This window comes from Streptomyces sp. NPDC050263 (assembly GCF_040655955.1).
Taxonomy (GTDB): domain Bacteria; phylum Actinomycetota; class Actinomycetes; order Streptomycetales; family Streptomycetaceae; genus Streptomyces.
Genome location: NZ_JBFAKW010000199.1, coordinates 1 through 11,810 on the forward strand (window position 1 = coordinate 1; position 11,810 = coordinate 11,810).

General features: G+C 61.9%; 7 protein-coding genes. 4 read left to right on the forward strand and 3 right to left on the reverse strand.

Going from position 1 to position 11,810, the window contains the following annotated elements; translation table 11 throughout:
- Positions 1-98: 98 nt before the first annotated feature.
- Together AB0J04_RS43735 and AB0J04_RS43740 are read right to left on the reverse strand one after the other, a co-directional pair.
- Positions 99-1,010 (reverse strand): aminoglycoside phosphotransferase family protein, encoded by a 912-nt coding sequence (locus tag AB0J04_RS43735; protein WP_363174292.1) that lies wholly within the window; start codon positions 1,008-1,010, stop codon positions 99-101.
- A gap of 75 nt (positions 1,011-1,085) precedes the next feature.
- Positions 1,086-1,835, reverse strand: coding sequence for a hypothetical protein (locus AB0J04_RS43740; protein WP_363174293.1), 750 nt, complete (start codon positions 1,833-1,835; stop codon positions 1,086-1,088).
- A gap of 224 nt (positions 1,836-2,059) precedes the next feature.
- Here AB0J04_RS43740 and AB0J04_RS43745 point away from each other — a divergent pair, with 224 nt between their 5' ends.
- The 4 genes from AB0J04_RS43745 to AB0J04_RS43760 all read left to right on the forward strand — a co-directional run bounded on the left by AB0J04_RS43745 (position 2,060) and on the right by AB0J04_RS43760 (position 8,925).
- The gene (locus tag AB0J04_RS43745) at positions 2,060-3,415 is read left to right on the forward strand and encodes a tetratricopeptide repeat protein (protein ID WP_363174294.1); all 1,356 of its coding nucleotides are present in this window, start codon (positions 2,060-2,062) and stop codon (positions 3,413-3,415) included.
- Positions 3,416-3,451: 36 nt separating this feature from the next.
- A complete protein-coding gene (locus tag AB0J04_RS43750) occupies positions 3,452-3,952 on the forward strand; it encodes an NUDIX domain-containing protein (RefSeq protein WP_363174295.1) in 501 nt (166 codons plus the stop codon).
- Between the two features lie 199 nt (positions 3,953-4,151).
- Positions 4,152-7,586 (forward strand): AAA domain-containing protein, encoded by a 3,435-nt coding sequence (locus AB0J04_RS43755; RefSeq protein ID WP_363174296.1) that lies wholly within the window; start codon positions 4,152-4,154, stop codon positions 7,584-7,586.
- Positions 7,573-8,925: a hypothetical protein gene (locus tag AB0J04_RS43760; protein ID WP_363174297.1), complete on the forward strand. Its 1,353-nt coding sequence runs from the start codon at positions 7,573-7,575 to the stop codon at positions 8,923-8,925. The genes AB0J04_RS43755 and AB0J04_RS43760 overlap by 14 nt, the downstream gene beginning before the upstream one ends.
- A gap of 523 nt (positions 8,926-9,448) precedes the next feature.
- Here the strand turns inward: AB0J04_RS43760 and AB0J04_RS43765 are convergent.
- Positions 9,449-11,395 carry a hypothetical protein gene (locus tag AB0J04_RS43765; protein WP_363174298.1) on the reverse strand — a complete coding sequence of 649 codons (1,947 nt, stop codon included), beginning with the start codon at positions 11,393-11,395 and terminating at the stop codon, positions 9,449-9,451.
- Positions 11,396-11,810: the final 415 nt, after the last annotated feature.

Sequence of the window (11,810 nt, forward strand, 5' to 3'; positions counted from 1 at the left end):
GAACAGTGATCTTGGTCGACACGGTTCTAGCAGGAGCTCCATCTCCGCTTCAGGCGGCTTGACACGTCAGCCCCGCGCCTAACTACACGGCATTGCATCTAGACCTCCAGGAGGTGGAGGACGTCGGTGAGGTGGCGGCGTACGGCCTTGATGTAGGCGGGGTCCGTGGCCGGGTCGTTGATCCAGCGGATGGACTGCTCCATGAACCACTCGACGGCCCACATGCGGTGCCAGCCCAGCGCCCACTTCTCGGCAGGGAGGCCGCCCCGTTCGGCGAGGGCGTCAGGCGTGCCGCCTTCGGTGACGTAGGTGCCCAGGAAGACCCGCAGACGCACCGGATCGGGAGTGTCGAGGGTGCCGTGCCAGCTGGCGAGGTCGAGCAGGCCGGGGCCGGTGAAGGCGCGGGCGAAGTCCAGCAGCCGCCAGCCGTGCCGGCCGATGTGGAGGCTGGTGGGGTGGAACTCGGAGTGCACCCAGCCGAACGGAGCCACCGTCGCGTCGGCCGAGCGCTCTCCGGCGGCCTGTGCGATCCGGTCGAGCGCATCCTCCACGTCGTCCGCGTCCTGCCACCGCTCGGCCTTGCGGAGTCGGCCGAGGTGTTCCAAGGCCCGGCTCGGCAGGGCGCGCAGCCGCTCCTGGTCGAGGACGGGCAGGGTGGCAGCCGTGCGGGTTCGGTGCAGGACCACGGCAGCGGCAGCGCCGTCGAGGTCGTCGGCCTCGCGGGCGGCGGGGCCGAGGTCCTCCAGCAGCATCCCGAGCCAGCCGTCCACGATTGCGGAGGCGTGAACGGCAGGCACCGGGACGCCGAGGGTGCGTGCGAGCCGGAGTGCCTTGTCCTCGCTGTCGAACGGCTTCTTGGCGTACTTGAAGATGGCGGTCGTGCCGTCGGTGAAGGTCAGGCGCTCGACGCCGGACATGGACCACACGCGCACCTCCTCGCGCTCCGCAGTTGACTGGCCGGCGATGGTCAGGAGGTTGTCGAGGAGGTCGGCGTTGAGGGTGGTGTCCATAGGGGGCTCCAGTGCGATTGGTGGCGTCCGGGGCGGGCGAAGAGTGCCTGCCCGCCCCGGAGCCAGGTTGTGGTGCTACGCGGCCGGGGTCACGCGGTGGGCGTAGACCTGCTCGATCCAGCCGGCCTTGAAGGCGGCGAGGTCGTCGCGGAAGGTGGCCATCGAGGCACCGTAGGGGGCCACGACACCGCCGGACTGGTCCGGCACGGACTGGCAGCCGTGCACGAGCCGTCCGCCGAGGGCGGCGTGGGCCTTGATGGACTCGATGCGGCGGTGCTCGTTGAACCAGCCGCCGTGGTAGACCTCGTCGAGCATGCCGCCCGTCTCGTCGTCGAGGTCGAAGACGACGGAGGTGGCGGCGGGGAAGAACCAGCACGGGCCGACGTTGGAGATGTGCCCGTCCAGCTCGACCTTGTTGAGCGCCATCAGCGTGGCCGCCTCGCGCAGCATCCGCAGGTGCTCGGCGGTGATCTGCGGCAACCCGAGGCCGGCGAGGTGCTCGTCGCGGAAGATGTACGCGTACGTCTCGTAGGCGGTGGCGAGGACGCGGGCGGCGTCCGAAGTGGACTCGGCGTGGTTCTTGATGAACTCCAGCGCGAGCTGCTCGACCGAGCTCTCGGTCGTCTCCTCCACCCCCAGGAGCTGGGACTTGACCAGATCCCAGTCGGCGACGAGCCACGTGTTGGACTCGAAGCGGAAGAAGTACTCGGCCGGGTTGATGGTGATGCGTCGGCCGTCGACCTGGATGCCTGGCAGGCGGCTCCAGCGCTCGTCGAACGCCTCGGGCAGTACGACCGTGATGGCCGCGGTGTCGATGGTGGTCATCGTGTCTCCGTCTCTGATCGGCCGGGTTCGGGCACAGGAATGCCCGAACCCTGTGTAGGCGTACGGAACTTCGGGGGCCGCCCGGCCGAAGGGGGAGCCTGGTCACGGTGTCGGACCGGGGCTGGGCGGCTGATGATTAGTGAACACTCCGTCACGCATAGTGGGTACGGTGAGAGGCAGTTGAAGCGGTATACGCGGTTTACAGCCCTGGACGGGAGGCGAGCGTGGCAGCGCCGCGAGAACCCAACTCCCGCCTGCGCGACACCATCGACGCGACCGGCTGCACGTACGACGCCCTGGCAAGGGACGTTCGGCGCATCGCGGCCGAGAACGGTGAGATCTTCCAGACCAACAAGTCGGCCATCTCGCACTGGGTGAAGGGCGCGCGCCAACCCACTGGCCGAACCGGCCAGTACCTCGCCGAAGCCTTGTCCCGACGATCTGGCCGCATCATCACGCAGACCGAGATCGGCCTACGCACGCCAGACGCCGACGGGCCGGACGAGCAGGACCCCGTCTTGGCCGCGACCGACCTGGGCCGCGCCGACGTTGAGCGCCGCCGCTTCCTCGCTGTGGCTGCCTTCACCACTGCTGGCGTCGCCATGCCGCTCGCCCACGACCACGAGGCCACCGCCCGCATGCTCCGCGCCCGCACCGGCACCTCCGTGGTCGGGACAGAGGACGTGGACGTCGTACGTCACATCACCGCCGCCTTCAGCGCCGCCGACGAACGCCTCGGCGGCGGTCACGGCCTGACCACGGTCACGGCTTACCTGGCAGACACCGCCGCCCCCATGCTCCGGGGCCGCTTCCCGAACGATGCCTTACGGCGGGCTGCCTTCGGTGCGGTCGCAGAACTCGCCTACCTAGCAGGCTGGAAGCACCATGACCTCGGCCAGGAAGGCGCTGCCCAGCGCTACTACCAGGTCGGCTACCAGCTCGCCTGCGAAGCCGACCCGCACGGCCACGCCGCCTGGATGATGCGTGCCCTCGCCCACCAGGCCCTCAGCCTCAAGCAGCCCCACCACTGCGTCGACCTCGTAGAAGGTGCTCTCACCCGCGGTCTCAGCCACGTCGATGGCCAGACGGAAGCACTGCTCCACATCACTCACGCCCGCGCCTACGCCGCCGTCGAGGAGAAGCCCGCAGCGGCCCGCGCCCTACTCGCCGCTGAGGACGCCCTATTGCGCGAAGACGGTCCTCAGCCCAGCTACTCCCGCGTCAGCGGCCCAGCGGCCGGCACCGTGGCGAGTCACACGGCCCGCACCCTCACCGACCTCACGGACCACGTCGGCACCGAGCAACAGCACCGCGACGCCCTGATCCGCTGGGACCCCGAGAAGTACAAGCGCGTCCACGCCCTCACCTATGCCGACCTAGGCGACAGCCTCGCCGCCCAGGCCCGCGCCGACGAGGCCGTTGCCGCTTGGTCCCAGGCCCTGACCCTTATGGAGGGCATGACCTCGGACCGCACCCGCAAGGCCATCACCTCTCTCCGCTCCACCCTCGCCGTCTACCAGCGCCGCAAGGTACCCGGCGCCACCGAACTCGCCCGCCGCGCACGCGAAGCACTGGCCTAAGCTGCCCACCAACCGGCCGACGAAGGGACACCATCCGTGGCTCAGCGGACAACCGACGACCAGCCCAAAGCCCTACCGCCCGCCCTCGAATCCATGACCCTGCTGGTCGCCGCCGTCATCGTCCACGACAAGGTCACCAACCGTGTCGTCCTCCTCCAGCGCAGCGAGAACGCAAAGTTCGCCCAGGGCATGTGGGACCTCCCCGTCGGCAAGAGCGAACCCGGCGAGCCCATCACCGAAACCGCAGTACGTGAGCTGTACGAGGAGACCGGCCTGACCGTGAAACCGGAGTCCCTGAAGGTCGCCCACATCATCCACGGCGCTTGGGGCGTCGAAGCCCCCAACGGCTTCCTAACCGTCGTCTTCGCCGTCCACGAATGGGCTGGCGAACCAGAGAACCGCGAGCCGCGCAAGCACGCCCAGGTCTGTTGGGTTGAGACAGATACCATCCCTGAGAAGTTTGTCGACACCACTGCCAGTGCTCTCCACCGCTACCTGGCGGATGGTGCTCAGGTCTCGCTCGACGGCTGGCGCTAGTAGGCACCTTCAATGCACGTCGGGTGCGGGATGCGCAAAATGTGCAGTATAAGCACCTTTGGTCGCGCTAGTAAGTGCCTGGCTACATACGCGTGCAGAGCCCTTCATCCGCCACGCCTGCTGTCATGTCTGTATGAGCTACGGCATACTTGGCTCATGGTCCGTCGGGGGGCGACGAGCGCGCTGTAGGGGGAGTCAGGTGCGGGAGCAAGTCAATGACCGCTATGTGCTTATCAAAGGGTTCAAGCGGCTTGGCGGACTCGGTGAGGTCCATAAGGCGGTTGACTTCGAAGCGGGCGGCTCTCATGTCGCAGTCAAGCTCATTCGAGGCGTTCCAGATGAGCATATCACCCGTCAGCTATTTCAACGAGAAACCGAAGCCCTGCGCGCTGTTCGTCATTCAAACATCGTGCGCCTCTTAGACTCAGGTTGGGATTCAAAGCGAGAAAGCTATTTCCTCGTTTTGGAATGGCTTAACGAGTCGCTTGCAGATCACCTTGGCCGGGAAGGCCCCTTCACATGGGAGAATCTAGCGTCAGGCGTTGCTCAGCCTCTGGCGGAGGCGTTGGCACACGCGCATTTGAGTGGCGTGGCTCATAGGGATATCAAGCCCCAGAACGTCTTGTTTGACGACGCTGCTGTGCCGAAGTTGGCCGACTTCGGTATTGCAAAGATGCAGGAAAAGATCAGTCCTCCCGGGTTGACCGTGGGCGACTTCAGGTCGGAGCCGTACGCACTGCCTTACAGCGATTCGGCAGCGCTTCCATATGCTCGTGACGTGTATGCATTTGGCGTACTTCTCATCCAAGCGCTCACGGCTGAGACCTTGAGGCAACAGCAGGATATCCAACCAGCGCTACAACGAGCAGATGTGTCACCGGATGTTCGTCGGCTCCTTGAAGACTGCATCACCGCGGATGAGTCTAAGCGCCCTGCTAATGGAGCAGTGGTAGCTCAGAGGTTGGCTAGCATTCGCGATGCCCGAGCCGCGCGAGCAGAAGTTGGAGCCGGGGTAATTTGGCTCCAGCTAACACGCGCAGCGATTAAGAAAGTACTGGGTGACCAGGAAATCGAAGATCGTCACGCGGCGGCAAGCATTCTGCAGCGAGATCTCAGCAAGGGAGCGCAGGCAGAATTTAGGTTTGACTCTGGAAAGCACAGTCATGACCCGGAGACGATTTATCTCACTGGCTACGACTACCAGATGACCCTGAAGCGTCACCAGACGGAGCCCGCTCTGGTGATTGTCGGAGTTAAACGATGCGAAGAGGAATGGCGTGACAAGGCGCAGCGTGTAGCTTGTTCGCTTGGGCGAAATTTTTCCTTTCAATGCTCGCGACCCTCGGATACGCGTAAAGCTAAGAGTGGTCTCGATTCACTTGTCTATATGCTTGAGAAGCATATAGCGGCACGTCAAGAAGCACACGTTGCTGCTCGCGATCAGCAAGAGGAAAATGAGCTATTTGATAAGTGGCTTCAAGTCCTTGATGCTCGGGAGGACCTCGCTCGGGGTGAACGGCGCCCGCTTGATTTCCGAGGTCGCGAGGCGGCTAGAAATGGAAGGGAAGTCACATTCTTCCTGAGTGAAGAGGTTCGCCTTGATCTCCTCGGGCAAGAATGGGATGTCGTTATCCCTGAAACGCGACGCACGCTGGCGCGTGGGGAAGTGGTTAGCCACGACGCGGAGCGAATTACATTGCGCTTCCGTAGGGAGGCTCGGAACCTGCCCAATCGGGGACAACTAGTTCCGTACCTGGAGGCCACCAAGGTAGCGCTTGTTCGGCAGCAGGAAGCAGTTGAAAGGATTAAAAACGAAACGGCTGTTCGCCCTGACCTCCGCTCTCTGCTGCTCAACCCGGCCGCGTCTTCAGTGCCGGAGAAAGTTTCCATTGATGAATGGCAGCGTAGTGATCTCGACGACAGTAAGCGAGAGGCTGTTTCCTACGCGCTTGGAGCTAACGACTTCCTATTGATTCAAGGGCCCCCTGGCACAGGCAAAACGAGTGTTATCACAGAGATCGTTTCCCAACTTCTTCGGCGGCGCCCCGAAGCGAGGGTATTGATCGTAAGCCAAACTCACGTAGCAGTTGATAACGCACTCGGCCGTCTCCACACGGCAGGAATTCCTAGTTTGGTTCGCCTCGGTCGCCCAGAAGATCCGAATGTCGATGCCACGGTGCAGCATCTGCTGTTGGATAAGGCTATGGAGCGGTGGGCCCGCGGAATTCAGAAAAGGACAGAGGACTTTCTGGCAGCCGAGGCTAAACGTCATGGCATCGAAACATCACACCTCCGTGCCGCGTTGACCCTCCAACAGCTTGCAAACGTATTGGCTGAGATAAGTGTCGTCGAAAATAGAGTGATAGACCTTTCGAACTCGGGGCCATCTTCAGACCTAGCAACAGGTCTGGGACTGGCCGAGGACGTTGAGACTAATCGTGACCTTCTCGATAGGCTGCTGGAGCGCAAAGAGGAGCTACTTGAGTCCGGCAGAGCCGAGATTGGAAGTGCCCTCACCCTCCGAGACGCGATCACGGCTGACGAAGCACGTGATGCTATCGATCTATTGCTCGACGGCACTGACTCTGCGTTCCACCTGGTGGACCTGCTTAAGCTCCAGGCTGATTGGATGCTTCGGCTCACTTCGGACACTAATTTGGCGAACGTTTTTCTGCGGACTGCGAACGTAGTCGCTGGAACATGTATCGGATTTCTCGGACATCGTGCAGTCCGTGACCTAGATTTCGATCTGTGTATCCTTGACGAGGCGTCCAAAGCGACGGCGACGGAGGCACTTGTGCCTCTTGCGCGCGCCCGTCAATGGATCCTGGTGGGAGACACGCGTCAGCTCCCGCCAATGGATGAAGAGCTGCTGCGGTCGAAGGCGAAGCTTGAAGAGTACGGTCTCGATCGGGAATTTGTGGCTACTACGCTCTTCGATTATCTTATCGGGAATACCTCTTCACCGATTCAGCAAGAATTGATCGAACAGTATCGAATGATCAGGCCGATCGGTGATCTTGTCTCAACCTGCTTTTACGACGAAAAGCTGAGGTCGCCTAAAACTTCCGGCATCGCCGGCTATGAGGCACTGTGGGGGGCGGTGTCTTGGATTGATACCGGCAGCCTTGGTAGTGCGCGATTTCAGCAAGATGGTTCAAGTGGTTCCGTGGCAAATCGTGCCGAAGCCGATTTGGCTGTCAGTAGGCTTAAAGCGATTGATACGGCGATTGACCGTGGGGCCATTAAGCCGCTCAAAGGAAGGCGGCTCGATGCCTTGGTCATCGCTCCGTATAGGTTGCAGATCGAGGAAATTCACCGAAAGCTTGCAAACGTTCAGTTCCAACATCTCGACGTTGCAGTTGAGTCTGTCGATGCCGTCCAGGGCCGAGAATCCGATATTGCAATATTCTCTGTGACGCGCAGCAACCCGCAGGGGAAATTTGGATTCCTTGGGGAGCAATATTGGCGCCGGATCAACGTTGCGCTCTCCCGCGCTAAGTATGGTCTTACTATTGTTGGAGACGCTGACTTTTGCCGATCTAGCCCCGGGGCGTTGCGGCAAGTCGTGAACTATATCGAAGACCATCCGGAGGATTGCAAGATTTCGGAGGCTGAGCGTGTACGAATCTGACGCCTCTATCGCCAAGCGGTATGCGGATAGTCGACCAGGGCTGACACTGGTCGCTGTTGCAGATGCAGCTCTTCCGGTTACTCAACTAAATGTTGACGTACTCGCCCAAGAGCGCAAAGCGCTACCTCTGCTCGACGAGTTCGTTATTCGGCTCGTAAATATTGGTGTTCGCGACCCTGAGCAGATGGCTAATATCCTCGGACTGGATCTGAAGCTCACCGAGTCTGCCATCGTAGATCAGTTGGCAGCAGACAATCTTGCGCGTGGAGTTGGGCAAAAAACCCGTGTGGAACTTACGCGGCAAGGCCGGCTCATGGCTGCAGACCTTGAGGTGATTCGACCGGTCCAACGTCCCCTGCCCGTTACATTCGATCGACTGACGTGGAGTGTTGCGTCTTATCGCCCTGAGCTTCTTTTGCCAAAGAAGGAGGCTGAGGAGACAGGTCTAGTCGTCTTGCCGGCAGCGCGAAGTCAGCGCATTGTTTCGGCTGATGTTACGATTGCTAGTCTCAACCGGCTGATCTCAGACGGTGAAAGGCGCGGGCGCAAGCTCGAAGTTCTGGCCGTCGAGAAGATGGTACCGAAAAAGCATCGCTACCTGCCGGTGAAGCTTCTCGTCTTTTCCGATGATGCCCGAACTGAGATTCAACTCGGCGTTGTCGTGGACGGTCAACTCAGTGCTCCACATGAGAGGGCTTTGCTGAGCCTTGGAGGGCCAGCTGCTCTCAATATCGCTGTGGGCGAGCCAGCGGTCCGGCCCGCTCTTCCAGACGATCTCGAGGCCATCAGAACTCGACAGGAAGAAACTACATCAACAGAGAACTCCGTTGGAGCCAAGACAGGGCCTTCCGAGACGCCAGAAGGCACCGATGTTGAGGTCCGTGATGTGAGTGTTCACGAGCACCCCGACTTTTTGCGAGAATCCCTGGCCGATAGCAGGCGAAGATTGCTAATCGTGTCCCCCTGGGTAAAGAATTCTGTAGTGGATACCGCCTTTATTGCCAGCCTGGAAAGGATGTTGCGGAGAAAGGTTAGAATTCATATTGCCTATGGGATTGGAGAGGATGACCGCGATAGTCACGAGAGGGCGCTATCGAGGCTGAGAAACCTGGCTGCACGTTTCAAAGACGACTTCACTCTCGTTCGATTGAAGAATTCGCACGCTAAAATTTTGATCTCGGACGACATTTGGATTAATACCAGTTTCAACTGGCTTTCATTTAAGGGGGATCCCAATCGCACCTATAGGGTGGAGGAAGGGATTTTGGTCCGGAGCTGGGCGCATGTAAATGAGGCATATGAAAAGTATTTGCGAATGATTGACGATCAGAAGGTGTAACGGGGACGATAGGTGTAACGGGGACGATGCCCGTCCAGGCCGATCGACGCCACGCCGAAATAGGGATGCGCGTGCTGGCGGTGGACGGGGAGGGCCTGCTCGGCGCCGCGTAGGTATACGGTCGAAAGACCCACCTGCTCGGCCGTTCTGGACCACACCACCTGACCTGATCGTCGCCCTCCGCATTGCCAAAGTAGCTCTGGCAATGCCGAAGCCCTCGACCGGACGCGGCGATTCCGACACAGCCGCATTGTCTTTTCAGTCCGTCCGCTGCGGACTCTGCCGACCGCTGGAACCTGGCCGGCGCCTCCTCCTGGCTCATGCTGTATTGCGGTGGACCACCTTGACGGCGACGGTCCGCCGCATCCGCTCGTCCTGCGCGGACCAGACCCGCCCCCATGGCGCCGGCTGCGAGTCATCGGCTGAACTGAAAGCGCTCGGCGAGCAGTACGCCTTGCACTGGGTGCCCCCGTCAGCGGATTGCCACCGCCGCACGACGGTCTGACCCGAACTTACGGTGCCTTCACGTGCCCGGAGAGCTTCCAGAGCTTCCGTACGCCCCCCCCGCCACGCGACGCAGCCGCCGCGCCTCTTCCTCGATACGATGCGCGACGTCGTTGACGCCCGTGCTCTCGTCCAACCCGCTAGCTAGGAGTTGGGCTGCGAGGCTGGTGAAGTAGTGCGCGGTGCCGAGGAGATACTCGTCCACGTGTACCCCCATGGACCGTGCCGCCCCAGGAGGGATGCTTTTGACGTCGTCCAAGACTCGGTTGACCTGTTGGGTGATCTCGTCCCGGGCATCCTGCGTCAACGACACCGCCCGCCCGACCTGGGACAGGATGGAGTGACAGGATCCGACGAGCTGCCCGATCAGCCGGTCGTCACGGTTGAGGCTGGTCGACCCCGACGCCCCGGCGCTGAAGTTCCCCGACACGATACGCGCGTCCGCGACCTGCGGTTCGAAGGGGCGCAGGTCAATAGCGTTGGTTGCCCCTAGCGCCGCCCGGAAACAGGGATGGACCTGGAACTCCGTCTCGTGCGGCTGGACCGGCAGGGCGTCGTCGCCCGCGAACACGATGTCGTTCCCGCGCCGTACTCCGAGGAAGCCCACCCCGTACAGCACGTCGATAACCCCAGGGAGCGTCAACGCATTGGCGTACGCGGGAAAGTCTTGGTGGAGAGTCTCGACCGACGTCTCGAAACGACGCGCGAGCGCGGCGCGCGTAATGACGTACCCGGTGTTCTGGAACAGCGGGTACAGGTTCTTGAGGAAGGGGTGTGCGACCAGGTATTCCGAGCTCAGATCCTTGAGCTTCCAACTCGAGAACCGCCGGCCTGCCTCCTGCACATCGGCCTCGGTGATCCATTCCCGCTCGTGCTTCAACCAGGCTTCCTCCTGGCAGGCGTTGAGGAACTGGATGGCATCGCGCGGCCGTGGCAGACAGCGGCGGAAGAGATAGGTCGCAGTCTCCTCCCCACCCACCGTGGCCGGGAAGAGCTGCTTCCACAGCTGGTCCTCGCTCAGCTCGGTCCCGACGGAGGCCCGTGCCCGCGTCAGGGCGAGGTCTCGCAGTGCATTTTCTGTCCAGCCGATCCTCAGTTCGTCGCCGTGGAACTTGTCGCCCTCCCCGAAGGACAACGAGTCGTAGATGTCAGCGCGCAGAAAGAGCAGGAGTCGTACGGAGCGCCCATACAGGCTCGCGGCATGCTTGGCTGCCAGCAGCAGCCCGATCACCATCGAGTTGCTGTCCGGCTCGGCCGACCACACCTGCTCCAACTGGTCGACCATGAGTAGCAGCGGCGCGTGCACCTCGCCGTCGCACCCCAAATCACGGAAGACCCTCGCCACACCCTGCTCGACAATCTCCAACTGCCGAGCGGCCCGGGCTCCTTCAGAAGGTGATTGCGCGAGATCCACACTCGCCTTGATCCCGAATGCCTCCAAAGACAGCGACGTCTGCAACCCCCGGGCACCCTGCGCCAGCCGCTCCACCAACCCGCCACCGCCCGGCGACCCGTCCACCGCCTCGCCGTTCTGCTTGAGGAAGCCCCTGAGCGCCTTCAGCGAGTCGATCTTGTGTCCGCCGCCATGTGCGCCCTTGGCATGAGAAACGAGATGCCGAGCCGCATGCACGGCAAACACATACCGCCAAATCAACGCCTTGGCCGAGTCCCCGGGCAGCCCCTGCAACTCGAACCGCCGGATCTCGTCTCCGGCTGCCTCGTCTGGAGTGACTAGAACTTTTCCACCAGGGTGCCCACCTGCACCGTGCGCCGCCATCAACTGCATACAGATAGCGCTCTTCCCGGATCCCTTGCGGCCGATGATCAGCATCTTGCGCCCGCTGAGCGCACCCCTATACGCCGCATTAGGCAGAAACCCCCCGCGCAGCAACAGACCTTCTGTCACATCGCGTTCGGCATCCTCGCGCCCGAAATGCAACTGCGCGAGCTTAGGCTCATCGGTCATCCCATCCCCTTAGGTCGTGCAGACCTCCACGTTATCTGGAGCCACAGACACCAGGCCCGAGAACACCTACTGATCTTCAAAGAGCGGTGTCATGGGGGCTGAGAGGTGGTGATCTTTGGATGAGCCGTCTTCATGGGGTATGCGCAGGGCAGCGGTAGGACCGCCGAGCGCGTAGGCGTCGCGTGAGCCGTTGCAGATGGAGACGGCTGACCGGTTCCCGCAGGGGAGCCAGTCAATGAGGGTTTTCAGAGTGGCCCCCGGACGGGTGACGGCGGGACCATAAGCAACGGACAGGGTCCCTGTGCCGTTGAGAGAGGTGTCTAGATGAATGAGTCCAAGGGATGTCCTGCGGACATAGGACGAGGGCGTCCAGTGTCGATGTGTGACGACCGACCTGGACACCCTCGCAACGGCA

Bases quoted from the DNA above. Each gene is read 5' to 3' on its own strand.
- AB0J04_RS43735 (WP_363174292.1), bottom strand. From the start codon at position 1,010: ATGGACACCACCCTCAACGCCGACCTCCTCGACAACCTCCTGACCATC.
- AB0J04_RS43740 (WP_363174293.1), bottom strand. From the start codon at position 1,835: ATGACCACCATCGACACCGCGGCCATCACGGTCGTACTGCCCGAGGCG.
- AB0J04_RS43765 (WP_363174298.1), bottom strand. From the start codon at position 11,395: ATGACCGATGAGCCTAAGCTCGCGCAGTTGCATTTCGGGCGCGAGGAT.